Below are 18,048 nucleotides of genomic sequence, written 5' to 3'. Positions count from 1 at the left end.
GACGATGCCACGCTAGGCCGGGCCCTCAGGGCGATCCGCAGGCTGTGCGGTTCTTGTCCCCCGATCCGACCCGCGGACGCCGAGGACACCGCGAACACCTCGGACACCTCGAACACCTCGGACACCTCGGACGCAGCAGACGCCCCGGACGGGCCGGTGGGTCAGCGCCCCGTGCGCTGCAGGCCGTCCGCCGCCCTCCCCAGGAGCCAGTTGACCGCCCAACCGAGCACGCCGACGACCGGCACCAGGACGATGACGAGCGTCCAGACGATCTTCACCGCGTCGCTCCGGCGTCGGTCGCGCCAGACCTGCACCAGCGCCAGCACGTCCAGGGTCAGCAGCAGCACGAGCACCAGCACGTGGGCACCAGCGAGGTTCTCGAACACGTCGTCCTCCTTCGTCGTCGGAGGTCCCACGCTAGGACGCGCCCCGTGTCGGTCGCGTCCTCCGCGAGGACGACCTCACTCCCCCTGGTCGGCGTCGACCAGACTGGAGCGATGGAGTCGTGCACGTTCTGCAGCATCATCGCCGGCGGGGAACCGGTCACCTGGGTCGAACGCGAGGAGCACGCCGTCGCCTTCGCCCCGCTCCCGGCATCGGCGCTGGCGCCCGGGCACACGCTGGTCGTCCCGGTCGCCCACACCGCGGACCTGCTCAGCGCCGACCCCACCTCGCTCGCAGCCTGCACGGCGCTGGCGCGACGGGTCGGCCTCGCGCTGCGGGGTGCCCTCGGCGCGACCGGGACCGTCCTCCTGCAGGCCTCCGGCACCGACGCCGGGCAGAGCGTGCCGCACCTGCACTTCCACGTGGTGCCCTGCTGGCCGGACGACGGCACGACGCACTGGCCGGAGCCGCCGTCGGCGCACGTGCACGACGGCGATCCGTACGCCGACCTGCGGGCGATGTTCGAGTAGGCGCGGCACCGGATGTCATCCCGGAGGAGCACGTCGGTCCTCCGCTGTGCCGATCCCGCCGTGGGCCGCGGTGCGCTGTGATCGTCCCAGACACGAAAGGCTCGACATGCCCCGCTCCACGATCACCGCTCCCCTCGCCGTCGGCGTGCTCGCCCTCGGCGCCCTGACGCTCACCGGCTGCTCGGCCCTCGGCGACCTCGCCCATGACCGGGTGACCTCCGAGGCCTCGACCCGCGCCGACCTCGACTCCGCACCCGACTGGCTGCCCTCGGACGCCAGCGACATCACCTCGGTCGCAGGCACCGGCGGGAAGGGCTCCGACACGACCCCGACCACGCTGGTCTTCACGAGCACCGACGGTGTCACCGACGACGCCTGCAGCACGACGCCCCGGCAGTCCGCGCCGACGATGGACGTCGACGGTGCGCCGGACGTGTACAAGGCCACCTCGGTGCTGCGGTGCGGCCCGTGGTCGATGACGTCGACGGGTGACCGCTGGGTCGCCTGGACGCCGAACCCGGGCGACGGCGGGTCCTGACGTGCCCCGTCCCCGCGGCCGCCACCGACGCACGAGGACGCGGCGCGCCCGTCCGTTCGGCGAGCACCGCGCCACGGTCGCCGTCGCGGCCCTCTCCGCCGGCCTCGGCGCCCTCGTCGTCACCGGCGCCGAGGCCGCGCACCGGATCGTCGAGCTCGGCGAACGCACCGGGTCGAGCGCAACGGTGGCCGCGATCCTGCCTGTCGTGGCGTGGGTCTTCATCGGGATCGCCCTGTACGTCAGCGCCGTGGTCGCGTCCAACACCTGCGCGACCGTCATCGCCGGCCGCACCCGCTCGCTCGGACTGCAACGTGTCCTCGGTGCCACCGGTCAGCAGCTCCGCTGGCAGGTCACCCGGACCGGGGCGACCTGCGGGATCGTCGGCGCCGCCGTCGGCACCGTCCTCGGCGCGGTCGTCGCGGACGCCGCGCTCGCCGTCACCGCGGCCGCGGACGTGCTCCCGTCGCTCGGCGTCGTCGCCCCGCCGTCCCTGGTCCCGATCGGGCTCCTGGTCGCGGTCATCACGACGGTCGCGTTCCGCATCGGCTCCCGCGCCGTCCTCACCATCTCCCCGCTCCGCGCGCTCGAGGCCGGCGTCGAGGCCGCTCCCGGCACGACCCGTTCCGTCGGCCGCACGGTGACCGCGAGCACGCTCTCCCTGCTCGGCACGGCGGGGCTCGGCGTCGCCGTGGTGCTCGGCGCGACGAGCGTCGACTCCCTGCTGCTCGCGGTGGCCTGCGGTGCCCTGTCGTTCACGGGCGTCGTGGTCGCCGCCCCGGTGCTGCTCCCCGCCGTCCTGCGGATCGCGGCCGCCGCGTCCGCCCGGTCGGTCGTGCCGGCGATGGCCGCACGGAACTCACTCCGGGCGCCGAAGCGCACCGCCCGCGCGACGGTGGGGCTGCTCATCGCGGTGACGCTCATGGCCACGTTCGCCGTCGGGTTCTCGACCTACGCCAGCATGCTCCAGGGCCAGGCCGCGGACGACCCCGAGTACTACCGCGGCATCCAGGAGCAGTTCGACCAGCTCGCGGTCATGTTCACCGGCCTCGTCGGTGCCGCGGGGGTCATCGCGGCCGCCGGGGTCGTCGCCGTCACGGCCCTGACGACCTCGCAGCGGGGACGTGAGCTCGGACTGCTCCGGGTGGTGGGCGCGACGCGGCAGCAGGTCCGCGCGCTCGTCCTCGCGGAGACGGCGATCACGGTCGCGGTCGCGGTCGTGCTCGGCGGGCTGCTCGGCACCGCGTACGGCTGGGCCGGGGCGTACACCCTGCTCGGCGCGACGAAGGGTGCGGAACTCATCGCGCCCGTCGTGCCGCTCTGGCTCGTGGTCGTCGTGGTGGTCGGCGCTGCGGGCACCGGGCTCGCCGCTGCGCTCGGCCCGGCGGCACGAGCCGTGCGGGCGGCCCCGGTGACCGCGCTCCGGTACGAGTAGCGCCCGACGGGGCCGGGGGGTGTCGCGGGGTCAGCCGGCCGCCCGACGCACGAGCTCCCGGAGCCGCTGCTCGACCTCGTCGGTCCACTCGACGACGGCGAACGAGGTCGCCCACATCGCGCCGTCGTCGAGCGTGGCGTCCTCCTGGAACCCGACGGTCGCGTAGCGCGCACCGAACTTCGAGGCCGGCTGCACGAAGGTGACGACCTTGCCGTCCCGCGCGTACGACGGGAACCCGTACCAGGTCTTCGGATCGAGCTCCGGAGCGACCTCGGTCACGAGCACGTGGTAGCGCGCGGCCAGGACCTGGTCGAAGCCCTCGAGTGCCTCGATCGCGGCCGTGCACGCCTCGCGCTCGGCCTCGCGCTTCGCGGCGCCCTTCAGCCCGCGCGTCGCCTTCCGTTCCGCTGCTGCCTGCTGCATCGCGGCTCGCTCCGCGTCGCTGAACACCTCGGCCATGCCCGTCTCCCTCACCGATCCGCCCGGTCCGCGACCGGTGCTGACGGCATCCTGGCACCGCCGGTGCGGACCGCGCGACCCGGCGGACGGGAGGCACGGTGCGGGTCGACCACGAGCCTCCCGTCCGTCCCGGCGCACGCCCGTGGCCCACGGACGACAGGAGCGCGCCGGTCCGAGGACCGACGCGCTCCTGTCTGCGCTGGGCTGGGTGTCAGCGGGTGGTGCGTCCGGCGCGGGGCAGGAGCACGCCGAGGACGATCATCGCGACGGCGAGGAAGGCGTGCAGGACGTTGTCGGCGCTGTTGAGCGGGACGAAGTTCGCAGCCCCGGCCATGCCGGCGACGAAGAGGCCGAAGACGAACAGCACGGCGTAGACGATGCCGCCGATGAGCAGGTACGAGCGCGAGCCCGCGGCCGAACGGGCGGCGAGCAGGCCGACGATGCCGAACAGCAGGTGCACGATGTTGTGGAGCACCGACACCTGGAACAGGCCGAGGAGCATGGCCATCGAGCTGTTGCCCGCGAAGGACAGCGTGCCCATGTCCATCGTGAGTCCGGGGATGAACCCGGCGATGCCGACGATGAGGAAGACGATCCCGAAGAGCAGTGCGCCCTTCTGGACGAGGGTCGAACCGGTACGGGGGGTTGCTGCGCTGGACATGTGGTCTCTCCTTGTGTGCGAGGACCGGGTCGTGGTTCCGGTCGGGGACGTGACGCGTGTCACGCTTGGTCGCCTTTCACGGTAGACATGCAGCCTGCTCTCGGTTTCCCCCCGTCCGGGGGCACGCGCCGAACGGACAGGACCCGTCGTACGGTGGGAGGGTGCGGGAACTCGACTGGGACGGCTACCGGAACGTGCGGGACCTCGGCGGGCTCCCCACCCCGTCGTCCCCGACCGGTGCGACGCAGCGCGGCCGGATCGCACGCGGTCCGCGCCGCGAACTGCTCACGGACCGGGGCTGGCAGGACGCACGCGTGTGTGGGCTCCGGTCGGTGGTCGACCTGCGGTGCGCCGACGAGGTGGGGCGTCGCGAGGGCGATCCCCTCGTCGCTCCGGACGCCCTCACCGACATCACCGTCGTCGCGGCCCCGACCGAGGACCAGGACGACCCGGAGTTCCGCGAGGTGTGCTTCCCGATCCTCGACTCCCCCGAGTACTGGCGGCACAACTGGCGGATCCTGCCCGACCTGGTGCTCGGTGCGCTGCGGGCGATCGCGGACGCGCCGTCCGGGGTGCTCGTGCACTGCAGTGCGGGGCGCGACCGGACGGGCATGATCAGCACGCTGCTGCTCGCGAACGCCGGCGTCCCGCCGACGGCCGTCGCCGAGGACCACGCGGCTTCCGTCCGCGCGATGGCCGGCACCGGGACCCACGCTCCGGGTGACCGCCAGGCGACCTGGGATGCCGACCAGGTGACCGAGTGGCTCGCCACCGTCACACCGATCGTCGAGGACGTCGCCGCCGACGTCGACGCGGCGTTCGCCGCCGTCGGTGCCGACGACGACCTGCGCGCACGGTTGCGCGCCCGACTCACCATGCCCTGACCACGCGGGAGCCGTCGGACGGGAGGCACGCTGCCGGCCCGCACCGCGCCTCCCGTCCGTCAGCTGCGCCCCGCCGTCGACTGCTCAGGTCGGTCGTGCGGTCACGGTCCGGGGACGGTGACGCGGACGGCGCTGATCCGCCCGGCGCGCGTGCGCGCCGTGGTGTCCGGGTCGTAGCTGTCGGCGGTGGCGAGGTAGAGGGTGCGACCGTCCTCGCCGCCGAGCGCGCAGTCGATCGCGCACAGGCCGGGGGCGTCGACGCGGTCGGTGACCTCGCCGCCCTCGACGACGCGGAGGAACTCCCCCGTGTCCACCGAGCAGACCCAGATCGCGCCCTCGGCATCGACCGTGCTGCCGTCCGGCGTGACGCCCTCGGGCAGCGTCGCCCACTCGCGGCGGCCGGTGAGCGACCCGTCCGGCTCGATGTCGAACGCGGTCAGTCGACCACCCCAGGTCTCGCTGACCACCAGGGTCCGCGTGCCGGGGAGCACGTTCGCGCTGTTCGGGAACACCAGGCCGTCGGCGGCGAGCCGGGCGGAGCCGTCCTGGTCGACGACGTAGAGCGGTCCCGGGCGGAGTTCTTCACCGCCGTACAGGTCGTAGCCGAACGCGCCGACGTACGTCCGGCCGGTCGCCTCGTCGACGACCAGGTCGTTGAGGAGCGAGGGTTCGATCGACGACAGGTCGGCGAACGGCTCGTTCGAGCCGTCGGGACGCACGACCTGGATCGTCCGGGCGTTCATGGCACTGACGATCAGCCGGCCGTCGGCGAGCCACCCGAGGCCGGACGACTGGCCGGCGATGGTCGTCTCGAGGCGCGGTCGCGCGTCCGCCGCACCGGGGTCGACCGAGAAGACCTCGCCCGTGTGCATGTCGGAGTACCAGAGCCGGCCGTCGTGCCAGCGGTTGCCCTCGGGGAAGCGGATGCCGGAGACGACCTCGGTCGCGGAGTCGATGGTGGTGTGCACCCGTCCAACCTGCCACTCGGGACTGGCGGTCACCTGGCGCTCGTGGCCGGGGTCCAGCCGAGCTCGGGGCCGAGCCGACCGGCCATGTCCTCGATGATCTGCGCGTAGTCGTCGGGTGCGAACGAGAACGGCAGCGCGAAGGCCACCTCCGTCGCCACCTGGTACCCGGCGTCGGCGCGGAGTCGATCGGCGATCTCGGCCGAGCTCCCGACCAGGTCGGCGGCGAACAGCAGCTTCCCCGGCCCCTGCGGGACCCCGACCCGACCGGCTCGCGCCGCGGCGTAGGCCCGGTACCGCTCGACCTGCTCCGGCGTCGCCGAGTCGGTCGGGATGACCACGAGGCCCTGCGAGACCCGCGCCGCAGCAGGATCCGGGTGCGCGTCGAGGTAGGCGTCGACCTGCGCGCGCTGGTTCGCGGCGAAGTCCGTGCCGACCTCGCTCCGGGTCACGCTCGAGGTGAGCAGGTGGAAGCCGTGCTCGGCCGCCCACACCGCGGACCGCGTGCTGCCGGTGCCGTACCAGATCCGGTCGGCGAGCCCCGGGCTCTGCGGTTGGACGGTCGTGGCGAACTCCTCGATCCCCCGGCGCTCCACGGTCGCCGTGACAGGGTCGCCGCGCACGAGGTCCCGGAATCGCAGGAGTCGGTCGTTGCCGAGGTCCTCGTGCTCGGCGGTGTCCGGGTGGATCGCGTCACGGTAGAGGTCGTAGTGCATGGGCGTCCCCACGGAGAAGCCGGGCTGCAGCCGACCGCCGAGCAGCACGTCCACCGTGCCGAGGTCCTCGGCGAGGCGGAACGGGTTCTCGGCGCCGATCGGGGTGACCGCGGTGCCGAGGGCGATCCGCGAGGTGCGCTGCGAGGCTGCGGCCGTGATCGCCACGGGCGACGAGATGCCGTGCTGCAGGTGGCGGTGCCGGAGCCAGGCACTGTCGAAACCGAGGGCCTCGGCTCGCTCGATCACGCGGAGCGTCTCCTCGTGGCCGTCGGCCGGGCGCACGGGGTCGAACGAGCCGATGGTCAGGAAGCCGAGGCGCTCGAGGGGCCGGTCGTCGGAGGGCATGCTCCGATCGTCGCAGACCGGGGCGCGGGGCGTCGGTGGTCCCGACGTATCCTGGCTGCATGAGCATGGAAGGCGCTGCCTGGAGCTCGCTGTACAAGATCTCGTCCGCGAAGGACGCCGGGCGGGGCTTCTCCCGCGAGTCGCTCCGACGGATCATGACGTTCGCCGTGCCCTACAAGGTGCAGCTCGTGGTGTTCATCGCACTGTCCGTCGTGGGGGCGTTCCTCGCGGTCGCGACGCCGGTGCTCGCCGGTCAGGTCGTCGACGTCATCGCGGCCCGCGGCGCCGTGTCGACGATCGTCTGGTTGGCCCTGGTCATCGCGCTCGTGGCCGTCGCCGACGCCGCGTCGTCGCTGCTCACCCGCTGGTACTCGGCGCGGATCGGCGAGGGCGTCATCCTCGACCTCCGCACCGCGGTGTTCAACCACGTGCAGAAGATGCCGATCGCGTTCTTCACCCGGACCCGGACCGGCGCGCTGGTCAGTCGGCTGAACAACGACGTGATCGGCGCGCAGCAGGCCTTCAGCGGGACGCTCTCCGGCGTCGTCACGAACTCCGTGGCACTCGTGCTGACCCTCGTCGTCATGCTCAGCACCTCGTGGCTGGTGACGGTCATCGCCGTCGTCATGCTCCCGGTGTTCCTCGTCCCCGCACGCCGGATGGGCAGCCGCCTCGCCGCACTCCGCCGCGAGGCCGCCGACCACAACTCCGCCATGAGCACGCAGATGACCGAGCGGTTCTCCGCACCCGGCGCGACGCTCGTCAAGCTGTTCGGGCGCCCCGACGAAGAGGCCGAGGAGTTCCGCGTCCGCGCCGCCCGCGTGCGGGACATCGGCGTCCGCACCGCGATGCTGCAGTTCGTCTTCGTCACCGCACTCATGCTCGTCTCGGCGCTCGCGCTCGCACTCGTGTACGGGCTCGGCGGCACGCTCGCCCTCGGTGGCCAGCTGAACACCGGCGACGTCGTCACCCTCGCACTCCTGCTCACCCGCCTCTACGCACCGCTCACCAGCCTGGCGAACGCGCGCGTCGAGATCATGAGCGCCGTCGTGAGCTTCGAGCGCGTCTTCGAGGTGCTCGACCTCCGGCCGCTCATCCAGGAGAAGCCCGACGCCGTCACCCTGCCCGACGGTCCCGTCGCGGTCGAGTTCGACGACGTCCGCTTCGCCTACCCGTCCGCCGACAAGGTCTCCCTCGCCTCGCTGGAGGAGGTCTCCACGCTCGACACCCGCGGCGGTGACGAGGTCCTGCACGGTGTCTCGTTCCGGATCGAGCCCGGGCAGACCGTCGCCCTGGTCGGGTCCTCCGGCGCGGGCAAGTCCACGATCGCGCAGCTGCTCTCCCGCCTGTACGACGTCGACAGCGGCGCCGTCCGACTCGCCGGCACGGACGTCCGCGACGTCACCTTCGCGTCGTTGCGGCACACGATGGGCATGGTCACCCAGGACGGGCACCTGTTCCACGAGACCATCGGCGCCAACCTGCGCCTCGCCCGCCCCGAGGCCACCGACGACGAGGTGTGGGACGCCGTCCGACGTGCGCGCCTCGAGCCGCTCATCCGGTCGCTGCCCGACCAGCTCGACACCATGGTCGGCGAGCGGGGCTACCGCCTGTCCGGCGGCGAGCGCCAGCGCATGACGATCGCCCGGCTCCTGCTCGCGCAGCCCCGCGTCGTGATCCTCGACGAGGCGACCGCCGCGCTCGACTCGACGTCCGAGGCCGCCGTGCAGGCCGCCCTGAGCGAGGCGCTCGACGGTCGCACGGCGATGGTCATCGCGCACCGGCTGTCTACCATCCGGAGCGCGGACCTCATCCTGGTCATCGAGGACGGCTCCGTCGTCGAGCGCGGTACGCACGAGGAACTCCTCGCTGTCGGCGGACGGTACGAGGAACTGCACCGGACCCAGTTCGCCGTCCAGGCGGACCAGGCGCCGGACCCCGCTCCGCTGCGCGGGAGCGGCATCCGCTGACGGCGCGACCGCAGCGTCCTGTGACGGGCTGCGGGCGGACGTGCGATCGCGCCCAGCGCCGGCCCGGAGGCGCGTGGTGCGCGCGCCCCGCGCCTCCCGTCCGGCGGCACCGCGGTCCGCAGCCGTCAGCCGCTCCGTGCCCGAGACCGAGATCGGGTCCACGTCCGTGACGATCCCGGTGCACGAACCGCGGCATCCGTGCACCGGGATCGTCACGCGGCGGACGGGACGTGGCCGCCCCGTACTCGGCTCCCGGCTCGCTCGGTGCGACGAGGCGCAGGATGGCGTCGTGTCGTCGCTCACGCCGCCACGGGACAAGGAGTCGAGATGACCGCGTACCACCTCTCGAGGCCGGCCTCGGGATCGTCCTCGGGATCGTCCTCGGAGCGGATCCCTGACCGATGCGGACGGTGAGGGAACACGTCCGTGCGGTGATCGCCGTCGTCACTGCGGTGACAGCGATCGTCGTCATCACCGGTTGCAGTGGAGGAAGCCGCGTGGACTCGGAGAGCAACGGGGCCGTGAGCACTGCCGAGGCCCGGCAGTCCGTGCAGGACATCGTCGACCGGACTGCCTCCTCACTCGAGGGCGACTGGGAGGTCTACAGCGGGCCCTCGGTCGAACAGTGCAGCAAGAGCGACGGCAGCGACGGCGCTGCCTACAGGTACATCACGGCTCTCGCGAAGCCGACCGGTGAACCCGAAACGGACATCGCCGTCGTCGAGAAGCTGTGGGAGGAAACCGGGATCACCACGCAGCCGTACGAGAGCGGGGGCGACGACCCGATCCTCGGTCTCCGCGGCGCAGGAGGCCCGACCACGTCCATCAGCTTCCTGGCGGACACCCGTCGGTACACGGTCTCAGCAACGTCCGAGTGTGCTGACGGGGACGCCGTCGAGATGCAGCGCAACGGCGAGTGACGAGCGGCGGAGATCCTCGACGGATCAGTGCGGCCCGAGCAGCTCGACCCCGTAGCTGACGACGACCGCCCGCAACTCCTCCAGGTACGTCTGCGCCTGCTCCGTCAGGGGCACCGAGGAGTGCGCGATCCACCCGATCTCGATGCGCTCGTCGACGTCGAGCGGGATGGCGACGATCTCCGGGTCGAGGTCGTCACTGATGAGCCCGGTCGAGATCGTGTACCCGCCGAGCCCGATCATGAGGTTGAAGATCGTCGCCCGGTCCGACACCCGGATCTCCCGCTTGCTCGACATCGTCGACAGGATCTCCTCGGCCAGGTAGAAGGAGTTGTTCGCGCCCTGGTCGAACGTCAACCGCGGCAGCTCGGCGAGGTCGTCGAGCGTCGCCCGCTCCTGCGACGCCAACGGGTTCCGCCGGGCGACGAAGACGTGCGGCTGTGCGACGAACAGCGGCGTGAACACGACCCCGGCGTCCCGCATGAGCTTGCCGAGCACCTGCCGGTTGAAGTCGTTGCGGTAGAGGATGCCGAGCTCGCTCCGCAGCGTCCGGACGTCCTCGATGATGTCCCACGTGCGGGTCTCGCGCAGCGAGAACTCGTACTGGTCGGCGTCGGCGCCCTCGACCATCCGCACGAAGGCCTCGACCGCGAACGAGTAGTGCTGGGCCGACACCCCGAGCAGCCGGCGCGACGCCTGGCGCCCGACGTACCGCTGCTCGAGCAACGACACCTGCTCGACGACCTGGCGGGCGTACCCGAGGAACTCGACGCCGTCGACGGTGAGCACGACCCCACGCGCAGAACGGGTGAAGAGCGGCCGACCGATGCGCGCCTCCAGGTCCTTCATCGCGGCCGACATGGTCGGCTGCGAGACGTAGAGCAGGTCTGCGGCCGCGCTGATCGATCCTTCGGAGGCGACCTCGATGAAGTACCGCAGCTGCTGCAGGGTGATGTCGTTCGCAACGCGAGCCATAGGAACAGGCTATGCGACCGCATAGCGTCTCGGTATTACCTGATGACCCGCGCCTCCCGTCATGATCGGAGGACCCTTCCCACAGTGCCCGCGGGCGCTCGACGACCGGACTGCGGACCATGGCGAACGACATCACCTTCAGCATCAGCAGGACACGCTTCGACGAGGACTACTCGCCGGCCGAGAGCTCGCGCTTGACGACGAACTTCGCGAACCTGGCCCGCGGGGAGCACCGGCAGCAGAACCTCCGCGACGCGCTCGCGCTCATCGACGGGCGCTGCAACGACCTGGCCGGTCACCCGGACGCGGATCGCTACCGCGTCGAGCTCGACATCGTGTCGGTGACGATGCAGTTCGAGGACGGCGGACAGGTCGAGCGCTTCCCCTTGATCGAGGTGCTCGACGTCACGATCGTCGACCAGCACTCCGGCGAGCGCCACCAGGGCATCGTCGGCAACAACTTCTCGTCGTACCTGCGGGACCACGACTTCGCCGTCCGCCTGCCGTCCGCATCCTCGCTCCCCGCCGACTTCGGGCTGCTGCACGGGCAGCTCTTCCAGCACTTCCTGCGATCGGACGCGTTCCGGTCGGAGTTCGACGCGGAGCCGGTCGTCTGCATCAGCGTCTCGACGAGCCAGACCTACCGGCAGACGGGCGTCGTCCACCCGGTCCTCGGTGCGGAGTACGAGCACGAGCACTCGTCGCTCACCGACGACTACTTCGGTCGCATGCGCATGCAGGTCCGGTACTGCATGCCGCCGGGGTCCAAGGCACCGCTCGCCTTCTACTCGCGCGGCGACGTCCTGACCGACTACTCGGACCTGCAGCTCATCGGCACGATCGCCACCATGGAGACGTTCCAGAAGATCTACCGGCCGGAGATCTACAACGCGAACGAGGTCGCGCCGAGCACGTTCCGCCCGACACTCGAGCACGACGACTGGACGTCGACCGGCATCGCCTACGACCGCGAGGAACGCAGCCGCCTCGGCGTCACGCAGGGCCGGTGGACCGAGGAGCACCTCGTCACACCGCACCGCGACTTCCTCGACCGCTGGCTCGCTGAGCAGACCGCACACGCCGACCAGGCTCTTCCCGCCGCCCCCGCTGCCCTCACCCACTGACCGACTGGACCCCCACGCGCATGAGCACGCTCCTCCCCACCGCGATCGTCGGCAGCCTGCCGAAGCCCTCCTGGCTCGCCGAGCCCGAGCGACTCTGGTCCCCCTGGCTGCTCGAGGGTGACGCCCTCGTCGAGGGCAAGCAGGACGCGCTCCGCTCCGCCGTCCACGAGCAGGAGCGCAACGGCATCGACATCGTCAGCGACGGCGAGCAGACCCGGCAGCACTTCGTCACCACCTTCATCGAGCACCTCGACGGCATCGACCAGGAGCGCAAGGAGACCGTGCGCATCCGCGACCGCTACGACGCCGCCGTGCCCACGGTCGTCGGCGCGGTGAGCCGCCCGGAGCCGGTGTTCGTCGAGGACGCGAGGTTCCTCCGGGCCCAGACCGACCGCCCGATCAAGTGGGCGCTCCCCGGCCCGATGACCATGATCGACACGCTCTCCGACCAGCACTACAAGAGCCGCGAGAAGTTGGCGTGGGAGTTCGCGACGATCCTCAACCAGGAGGCACTCGAGCTCCAGGAGGCCGGCGTCGACGTCATCCAGTTCGACGAGCCCGCGTTCACCGTCTTCCACGACGAGGTGCAGGACTGGGGCGTGGCCGCACTCGAGCGCGCCGCCGAGGGCCTGCGCGCCGAGACCGCCGTGCACATCTGCTACGGCTACGGCATCGAGGCGAACAACCGGTGGAAGGAGACCCTCGGCGCCGAGTGGCGGCAGTACGAGCAGTCCTTCCCGCTCCTGGAGCAGTCCTCGATCGACATCGTCTCCCTCGAGTGCATCCACTCCCACGTCCCGCTCGAACTCGTCGAGCTCATCCGCGGCAAGAAGGTCATGCTCGGTGCGATCGACGTCGCCACCGAGCAGGTCGAGACACCCGAAGAGGTCGCCGCAGTCCTCCGCCGCGCTCTCGACCACGTCGACGCCGACAAGCTCATCCCGAGCACGAACTGCGGCATGGCGCCGCTGGCGCGTGGGGCGGCCCTGCAGAAGCTCGGTGCGCTGTCCGCGGGTGCGGACATCGTCCGAGCCGAGCTCGCGAGCGTCGCGGTGCCGACAGCGCGGTAGCGGCGCGGCTCCAGACCGGTCTGGAGGCACGGCTCGGTCCCTCGACGAACGTGACGATCGACTGCTTCGCCTGCTCAGGGCTCTTCCCGCAGCGCTCGGGCCCGCCGCGCGACCACTGACACAAGCAGGTCAGGCTGGGAGCGTTGACTACGCCCATGATCACCAAGAGCACGATCCACGAGATCGAGAACGCTCCTGTCAAGGACCGCAACGGCGCATCCGTCGGCAAGGTCGCGCAGGTCTTCCCCTCCGCCGAGGACGGCAGTGCCGCGTTCATCAGCGTCGCAACGGGACTCCTCGGGGGTCACACCGTGCTCGTCCCGGTCGAGGACGCCACGTTCGACGGCAACGACCTGCACGTCGGCTACTCGAAGAGCGCGATCAAGGATGCCCCTTCCCCAGGAGCCGGGAACACCGTGACCGACACCCAGGCGAATGCCGTCCGCAAGCACTTCGGGCTGTCCCCGGCAGGCAAGGCGACCGGCGACATGGGCGACCCGCACGAGAACCTCGACCAGGCCGGTACCGGTCCGGCGGGCGCTGACGACACCGAGGGCGCGGGAGCGACGCCGCCGGCGTGAGCCGCACCAGGATGCTTTCGTGAGCGACGACCGAGACATCTTCGCACCGGAGGTGCGCGGCACCTTCTTCCGCGCGGTGGACCCGCGCTTCCGCGCATCCGCCATCGCAGGGTCACGGTCCGCAGGCCGGTACTCACGTGCTGACGAGCCCCCGCTGTACCTCAGCTCGTCGGTCGAGGGTGTGGAGGCCGCACTGGTGGCGCATCCGGACAAGCGCGCCACGGAGCCGATGATCGTCGAAGTGGGCGTGGTGGCGTCCCGGATCGTCGACCTCCGCGACCGGGCCGCTCGTTCCGAAGCCGTGGTCGACCTCGAGGACGCGACCGCTCCGTGGCAACAGGTCGTCGCAGACGGTGGCGTCCCGGCCTCGTGGCAGGTCCGAGACCGCCTGGTGGCACTCGGCGCCGACGGCCTGATCGATCCGTCGAGGAAGCGCCCGGGCCTCTGGCACCTCGTGTTGTTCCGCTGGAACACCGACGGTTCGCCGCAGGTACGCGTCCGGACAGAGGCCGGCTGAGACCGTGCCGGGTTCGACGACACGTAGGTGACACTGATACTTCGCTGTTCTCCGCCGGGGACGCTAGCGTCGTCGGCATGGACGGTGCGGTGGTGTTCCCGATGGCCCTCGAGATCGGGGCGGCTGCGCTGGTCACGTGGCTGACGTGGAGGGCCGCCAACGGCTCGCTGCCACGGAACAGCCTCGCCGGCGTCCGGACGTCGGTCACGATGTCGAGCGAGGCGGCCTGGCGGATCGGCCATCGTGCAGCGCTGCGCCCGACGATCGTCTCCGGCCTCCTCGTGACGGCGTGGTGCGCGATCAGCATCGGAGTTCCAGCACTCCACACTCCTGCCGCCGTCCTCGTCGCCGCTGGTCTCCTCGTCGGTGGAGCACTCCTGTCCATCCCGGCCGCCCACCGCGCCGTACGACGAGCGTTGCCCGAGGCTGGAGGCGACGGTTCTCACCCCGATGGCTCCCCCGCGACCCCGTCGCCCGTCTCGAACGAGAGGGACACTGACGACGCCGGTACGGTCGGATGATGCTGTGCACGTGGGTGTCCCATCCCGAGGTGACCGTCGACCCGACCGTCCGGATCCAGGACTGGGGTCTGGCGCCGGTCGGACGGGCCCGCGCCGCACACATCGCGACGCTGTTCCCCCAGCCCCTCCGCATCGTCAGCAGCAGCGAGCGGAAGGCCCTGGACACCGCGGAGATCATCGCCGGACAGTGGGGCTCGGAGTTCGAGGTCGACGAGGACCTCGGTGAGATGGACCGCGGCGCGACCGGTTACCTCGACCCGCGTGAGTTCGAACCGATCGTCGACGCGTTCTTCGCCGAACCGCACCGGTCCGTCCGTGGTTGGGAACGCGCGATCGACGCCCAGAGCCGTGTCGAGCGCGCGGTCCGACGCATCGCGGCCCAGACACCCGAGCGGAGCATCGCGTTCGTCGCTCACGGCGGGGTCGGGGCGCTCCTGCTGGCGAGCCTCCGACGCGAGCCCATCAGCCGCGCACTCGACCAGCCCGCGATGGGCAGCTCCTTCGCCTTCGACCCGCAGGACTGGACGGCGCTGTCGTCGTGGGAGCACGTCGGCTGAAGCGGGAGTCGGGGGCAGGTCCGGCGGCGGCAGATCAGGCCGAGAGCAGTACGCTGCCGTCAGGGGAACGCGAGGGGGAACCGTGACCACTGATCATCGAGAACGACCGACGGCCGGGCAGCTCGAGTGGCCCGCGGTGTCCTGGCCGGGGCTGCCGTAGATGGACGACCAGGACACGCGCGCAGGCCTCCCGGACAACTCATGGCCGGAGTCGGAGGTCGGAGACCAGCGCACCATCGCCCAGGTCAACAGCAGCCGGAAGGCCTTCCGCACCACGGCCAGGACCGGCTTCATCATCGCGCCGGCGATGTTCCTCCTCCCGCTCGTCTACCCGCTCCTCGGCCTCGGGTGGCACTTCCTGCCGATCATCTGCATGACGGCGGCGTGGGCCGTGCTCGTCTCCGCGTGCTCGTTCGCCGCGATGACCACCACGGAGCCAGCAGGTCACCCCTGGGTGCACCAGGTGTGGGCGGTACCCGCGGCCGTCCTCGCGATGTTCCCCGGCGGCATCGCCGCCTTCGCGCTGTACGGGTCGGTCGTCGCAACGGTCTACCAGCGAACGAAGTGACGGGCGGGCGCCGCTGCACCCGCAGGACCCGCGCCTCCCGGCCCGGACCGGAGGCGCGCGAGCGCCGCTGACCCGAACGGTGTGCTGCACCAACCGTTGCTCGGTCGACGTGGACGCTGCTGGCGTTCGTCGGTCTGGTCCGACGACGGGGAAGGTGGCGACGATGCCGCTCAGTGCCCCTCGTGGACTGTTCCCCACGAAAGCCGCCCCCGAGCTCGTCGGACCGCGGCCCGTCCCCCCCGGAGTCATGGCAACGCAGCACTGAGCTGACCGACACGGTCAGCCTTCCTCGCCGCGAGCGTTCTGCTCGCGTGCTCCTGCACGCCCGCGCCGCCGCTCGGCGGCGGTGCGACGACCTCACGGGAACACCTCCATGCGCTTCACCCCTGCCCGGTTCCGGCTCCACTCGCGAGCCTCCACGAGCACCGCTTCGTCACGTTCGCGGTCCTGACCGACACCGTCGGCGCCGGCCTCACGCTGCCGCTGACGATCGTCTACTTCACGATCACCACCGACGTGTCCCTGGCGGTGATCGGTGGCCTCTCCACCGTCGCATCCCTGGTGGCCCTCCCGATCGGACTCGTCGGCGGCGTCCTCACCGACCGGTTCGGTGCGAGGGCGTCGATGGTCCTCAACAACCTGCTCTCCGCAGCGGGCTTCACGCTCTACCTCTCCGCCCACGATCCGGCGGTGATCTTCGCGGCGATCTTCCTCGCCAACGCATCCGAACGGCTCTACTGGACCTCGTGGACTGCGTACGTCCACGACCTCGCGGCAGGCCGCCCGTTCGAGCGCTGGTTCGCATTCCTCGAAGCGACGAAGGCCGCCGCCCTGGGTGCAGGCGCGATCGTCGCCGCGGTCACCCTCGCGCACGGACACCAGGACGGGTTGCGGTGGCTGGTCCTCACCAACGTCGTCACCAGCGTCGCAGCGGCCGTCGTGTTCGCCATGCAACGCACCGGCCATCGAGCCCCGCAGGCAGCGGCACCGACGGGAGCGGGACCAGCCGATGCCTCCGGGCTGCTCCGCGCCTTCGTCTTCGACCGGTCGATGCGCCTCATCGCGCTCGGCCAGTTCCTGATCGGCCCCGCCAAGCTGCTGCCGAACGTCGCGTTCAGTGTCCTGTTCATCGAGCGGTGGGACATGTCCCCGGCGGTCGCACCCGTCCTGTTCGCCATCGCCACAGGCCTGTGCGCACTCTTCCAGACGTCCGTCACCCGGTGGGTCGCCGGGCGACGGCGCGGGACGCTCATCGCGCTCGGCGCCGTCCTGACCGCTGCGACGACGGCACCGTTGATCGTCCTTCCTCCGCTGCACGGACCGGGCGCGTGGTCCTACGTCGTCGTGGTCGCGGTCGTGCTGGCCGCGGCGGACATGGTCTCCCTGCCCGCGGCGAACGCGGTCATGGCTGCAGTTCCGCACCCACGCATCCGAGGCCGAGCCATCGGGGTGTTCCAGACCGCGAGCTCGATCGGGATGGCACTCTTCCCGCTCACCCTCGGACTGATGGACTCGCGGATGCCCTGGCTGCTGTGGCTCATCGCCACGGGCGTGTTCCTCGCCGCTGCCTGGGCCTGGCACGGAGCGGTCCGCGGACTGCCGCCCCAGGTCCAGGGAGCGGAGTCGACCGACGTCGACGGATGAGCGGGGCGCGGCCGGACGGACCTGCCACGGACCGGTCGCACCACGCTCGGCCGCACCTGACTCGGTACCGTGCAGGGGTGACTCCCCTGCGTCTGCCGGTCATCTCGTGCAGCCTCGATCCCGTCAGCAGCAGTCGCCGGCTGGCCGAGCGGTCGGCGTCCCTCCTGAGGGCGAGCGGCCACGGGTCAGAGGTCGTCGACCTCGCAACGGCATCGCTGCCGGCGTTCGACAACGACCAGGTCTTCGACAGCGACGCGTTCGGTGCGCTGCACGAAGTCGTCCGGGAGTCGGACGGCGTGGTGCTGGCGTTCCCGATCTACAACTGGGCGCCGTCATCGACGGTCAAGTCGCTCATCGAAGCCACCGGTGCGACGGGGGAAGGCCGGCGTGCTGCATGGTTCGACAAGGTGGTCACCTTCGTGTGCGCTGCCGGGCTCCCGCACAGCTACATGGCGACGGGCGCGCTCGCGCAGTCCCTGATGCTCGACTTCAAGTGCGTCGTCAACCCGTACACGGCGTACATCGCGGAACGGGACTGGGAAGCGGGGACGCTCTCCGTCGACAGGGCAGCGCGTCTGGAGAAGACCATGACGGTGCACGCCGAACTCGCCGGTCTCCTCCGCGGCAGGACCTCCCTGTCAGACTGGGAGGTGTGAGTTCGACGACGGTCGCGCGGTCCACCGGCCACCG

21 protein-coding genes are annotated in these 18,048 nt (G+C 71.3%); 15 read left to right on the top strand and 6 right to left on the bottom strand.

Annotated elements, in window-relative coordinates; translation table 11 throughout:
- Positions 1-161: 161 nt before the first annotated feature.
- A complete protein-coding gene (locus PIJ49_RS08555; RefSeq protein WP_066658679.1) occupies positions 162-386 on the bottom strand; it encodes a PLDc N-terminal domain-containing protein in 225 nt (74 codons plus the stop codon).
- Between the two features lie 111 nt (positions 387-497).
- On the opposite strand from PIJ49_RS08555, the gene PIJ49_RS08550 reads away from it, so the two are divergent.
- The 3 genes from PIJ49_RS08550 to PIJ49_RS08540 all read left to right on the top strand — a co-directional run bounded on the left by PIJ49_RS08550 (position 498) and on the right by PIJ49_RS08540 (position 2,884).
- Entirely contained in the window at positions 498-914 is a 417-nt protein-coding gene (locus PIJ49_RS08550) for an HIT family protein (protein ID WP_209685867.1), read from the top strand.
- Positions 915-1,020: 106 nt separating this feature from the next.
- Positions 1,021-1,452 carry a hypothetical protein gene (locus PIJ49_RS08545; RefSeq protein ID WP_251155735.1) on the top strand — a complete coding sequence of 144 codons (432 nt, stop codon included), beginning with the start codon at positions 1,021-1,023 and terminating at the stop codon, positions 1,450-1,452.
- 1 nt (position 1,453) lies between these two features.
- The gene (locus PIJ49_RS08540; protein ID WP_271826338.1) at positions 1,454-2,884 is read left to right on the top strand and encodes an FtsX-like permease family protein; all 1,431 of its coding nucleotides are present in this window, start codon (positions 1,454-1,456) and stop codon (positions 2,882-2,884) included.
- Between the two features lie 30 nt (positions 2,885-2,914).
- Here PIJ49_RS08540 and PIJ49_RS08535 read toward each other — a convergent pair whose 3' ends face one another.
- The gene (locus PIJ49_RS08535) at positions 2,915-3,343 is read right to left on the bottom strand and encodes a hypothetical protein (RefSeq protein ID WP_066656185.1); all 429 of its coding nucleotides are present in this window, start codon (positions 3,341-3,343) and stop codon (positions 2,915-2,917) included.
- 211 nt (positions 3,344-3,554) lie between these two features.
- Entirely contained in the window at positions 3,555-4,004 is a 450-nt protein-coding gene (locus PIJ49_RS08530; protein ID WP_066656188.1) for a DUF4383 domain-containing protein, read from the bottom strand.
- 161 nt (positions 4,005-4,165) lie between these two features.
- Between PIJ49_RS08530 and PIJ49_RS08525 the strand changes: the two genes are divergently transcribed.
- Complete coding sequence (locus PIJ49_RS08525) at positions 4,166-4,888, top strand: tyrosine-protein phosphatase (protein ID WP_271826337.1); 723 nt, start codon at positions 4,166-4,168, stop codon at positions 4,886-4,888.
- A gap of 101 nt (positions 4,889-4,989) precedes the next feature.
- On the opposite strand, the gene PIJ49_RS08520 is transcribed toward PIJ49_RS08525, so the two are convergent.
- A complete protein-coding gene (locus tag PIJ49_RS08520; protein WP_271826336.1) occupies positions 4,990-5,856 on the bottom strand; it encodes an SMP-30/gluconolactonase/LRE family protein in 867 nt (288 codons plus the stop codon).
- 29 nt (positions 5,857-5,885) lie between these two features.
- A complete protein-coding gene (locus PIJ49_RS08515) occupies positions 5,886-6,914 on the bottom strand; it encodes an LLM class flavin-dependent oxidoreductase (protein ID WP_066656203.1) in 1,029 nt (342 codons plus the stop codon).
- Positions 6,915-6,973: 59 nt separating this feature from the next.
- On the opposite strand from PIJ49_RS08515, the gene PIJ49_RS08510 reads away from it, so the two are divergent.
- Positions 6,974-8,884: an ABC transporter ATP-binding protein gene (locus PIJ49_RS08510; protein WP_271826335.1), complete on the top strand. Its 1,911-nt coding sequence runs from the start codon at positions 6,974-6,976 to the stop codon at positions 8,882-8,884.
- A 431-nt stretch (positions 8,885-9,315) separates the two neighbouring features.
- Positions 9,316-9,804, top strand: a complete 489-nt coding sequence (locus PIJ49_RS08505) for a hypothetical protein (protein WP_271826334.1) — start codon at positions 9,316-9,318, stop codon at positions 9,802-9,804.
- 24 nt (positions 9,805-9,828) lie between these two features.
- Here PIJ49_RS08505 and PIJ49_RS08500 read toward each other — a convergent pair whose 3' ends face one another.
- Positions 9,829-10,776 (bottom strand): LysR family transcriptional regulator, encoded by a 948-nt coding sequence (locus PIJ49_RS08500; RefSeq protein WP_066656220.1) that lies wholly within the window; start codon positions 10,774-10,776, stop codon positions 9,829-9,831.
- A 119-nt stretch (positions 10,777-10,895) separates the two neighbouring features.
- Between PIJ49_RS08500 and PIJ49_RS08495 the strand changes: the two genes are divergently transcribed.
- The 9 genes from PIJ49_RS08495 to PIJ49_RS08455 all read left to right on the top strand — a co-directional run bounded on the left by PIJ49_RS08495 (position 10,896) and on the right by PIJ49_RS08455 (position 18,014).
- Positions 10,896-11,900, top strand: a complete 1,005-nt coding sequence (locus PIJ49_RS08495; protein WP_271826333.1) for a putative oxygenase MesX — start codon at positions 10,896-10,898, stop codon at positions 11,898-11,900.
- A 20-nt stretch (positions 11,901-11,920) separates the two neighbouring features.
- Complete coding sequence (locus PIJ49_RS08490; protein ID WP_271826332.1) at positions 11,921-12,970, top strand: methionine synthase; 1,050 nt, start codon at positions 11,921-11,923, stop codon at positions 12,968-12,970.
- A gap of 155 nt (positions 12,971-13,125) precedes the next feature.
- The gene (locus tag PIJ49_RS08485; protein WP_271826331.1) at positions 13,126-13,551 is read left to right on the top strand and encodes a PRC-barrel domain-containing protein; all 426 of its coding nucleotides are present in this window, start codon (positions 13,126-13,128) and stop codon (positions 13,549-13,551) included.
- A gap of 19 nt (positions 13,552-13,570) precedes the next feature.
- The gene (locus PIJ49_RS08480; protein ID WP_271826330.1) at positions 13,571-14,068 is read left to right on the top strand and encodes an RES family NAD+ phosphorylase; all 498 of its coding nucleotides are present in this window, start codon (positions 13,571-13,573) and stop codon (positions 14,066-14,068) included.
- Positions 14,069-14,145: 77 nt separating this feature from the next.
- Positions 14,146-14,589 carry an SdpI family protein gene (locus tag PIJ49_RS08475; protein ID WP_271826329.1) on the top strand — a complete coding sequence of 148 codons (444 nt, stop codon included), beginning with the start codon at positions 14,146-14,148 and terminating at the stop codon, positions 14,587-14,589.
- A complete protein-coding gene (locus PIJ49_RS08470) occupies positions 14,589-15,146 on the top strand; it encodes a histidine phosphatase family protein (RefSeq protein WP_271826328.1) in 558 nt (185 codons plus the stop codon). The genes PIJ49_RS08475 and PIJ49_RS08470 overlap by 1 nt, the downstream gene beginning before the upstream one ends.
- Positions 15,147-15,306: 160 nt before the next feature.
- A complete protein-coding gene (locus PIJ49_RS08465) occupies positions 15,307-15,714 on the top strand; it encodes an MATE family efflux transporter (protein WP_271826327.1) in 408 nt (135 codons plus the stop codon).
- Between the two features lie 303 nt (positions 15,715-16,017).
- Positions 16,018-17,358: an MFS transporter gene (locus PIJ49_RS08460; protein ID WP_334212821.1), complete on the top strand. Its 1,341-nt coding sequence runs from the start codon at positions 16,018-16,020 to the stop codon at positions 17,356-17,358.
- Positions 17,359-17,435: 77 nt separating this feature from the next.
- Entirely contained in the window at positions 17,436-18,014 is a 579-nt protein-coding gene (locus PIJ49_RS08455) for an NADPH-dependent FMN reductase (RefSeq protein ID WP_271826326.1), read from the top strand.
- Positions 18,015-18,048 lie beyond the last annotated feature (34 nt).

The sequence above is a fragment of the Curtobacterium uvaldense genome (genome assembly GCF_028307415.1).
Taxonomy (GTDB): Bacteria; Actinomycetota; Actinomycetes; order Actinomycetales; family Microbacteriaceae; genus Curtobacterium.
The sequence above is the reverse complement of the archived record's forward strand: the minus strand, read 5'-3'. Positions and strand labels throughout refer to the sequence as shown.

What these genes read in the sequence shown, in the direction of transcription:
- PIJ49_RS08545 (WP_251155735.1), top strand. Translation starts at nt 1,021, where the DNA reads ATGCCCCGCTCCACGATCACCGCTCCCCTCGCCGTCGGCGTGCTCGCC.
- PIJ49_RS08470 (WP_271826328.1), top strand. Translation starts at nt 14,589, where the DNA reads ATGCTGTGCACGTGGGTGTCCCATCCCGAGGTGACCGTCGACCCGACC.
- PIJ49_RS08510 (WP_271826335.1), top strand. Translation starts at nt 6,974, where the DNA reads ATGAGCATGGAAGGCGCTGCCTGGAGCTCGCTGTACAAGATCTCGTCC.
- PIJ49_RS08475 (WP_271826329.1), top strand. Translation starts at nt 14,146, where the DNA reads ATGGACGGTGCGGTGGTGTTCCCGATGGCCCTCGAGATCGGGGCGGCT.
- PIJ49_RS08485 (WP_271826331.1), top strand. Translation starts at nt 13,126, where the DNA reads ATGATCACCAAGAGCACGATCCACGAGATCGAGAACGCTCCTGTCAAG.
- PIJ49_RS08490 (WP_271826332.1), top strand. Translation starts at nt 11,921, where the DNA reads ATGAGCACGCTCCTCCCCACCGCGATCGTCGGCAGCCTGCCGAAGCCC.
- PIJ49_RS08530 (WP_066656188.1), bottom strand. Translation starts at nt 4,004, where the DNA reads ATGTCCAGCGCAGCAACCCCCCGTACCGGTTCGACCCTCGTCCAGAAG.
- PIJ49_RS08495 (WP_271826333.1), top strand. Translation starts at nt 10,896, where the DNA reads ATGGCGAACGACATCACCTTCAGCATCAGCAGGACACGCTTCGACGAG.
- PIJ49_RS08535 (WP_066656185.1), bottom strand. Translation starts at nt 3,343, where the DNA reads ATGGCCGAGGTGTTCAGCGACGCGGAGCGAGCCGCGATGCAGCAGGCA.
- PIJ49_RS08465 (WP_271826327.1), top strand. Translation starts at nt 15,307, where the DNA reads ATGGACGACCAGGACACGCGCGCAGGCCTCCCGGACAACTCATGGCCG.
- PIJ49_RS08550 (WP_209685867.1), top strand. Translation starts at nt 498, where the DNA reads ATGGAGTCGTGCACGTTCTGCAGCATCATCGCCGGCGGGGAACCGGTC.
- PIJ49_RS08500 (WP_066656220.1), bottom strand. Translation starts at nt 10,776, where the DNA reads ATGGCTCGCGTTGCGAACGACATCACCCTGCAGCAGCTGCGGTACTTC.
- PIJ49_RS08515 (WP_066656203.1), bottom strand. Translation starts at nt 6,914, where the DNA reads ATGCCCTCCGACGACCGGCCCCTCGAGCGCCTCGGCTTCCTGACCATC.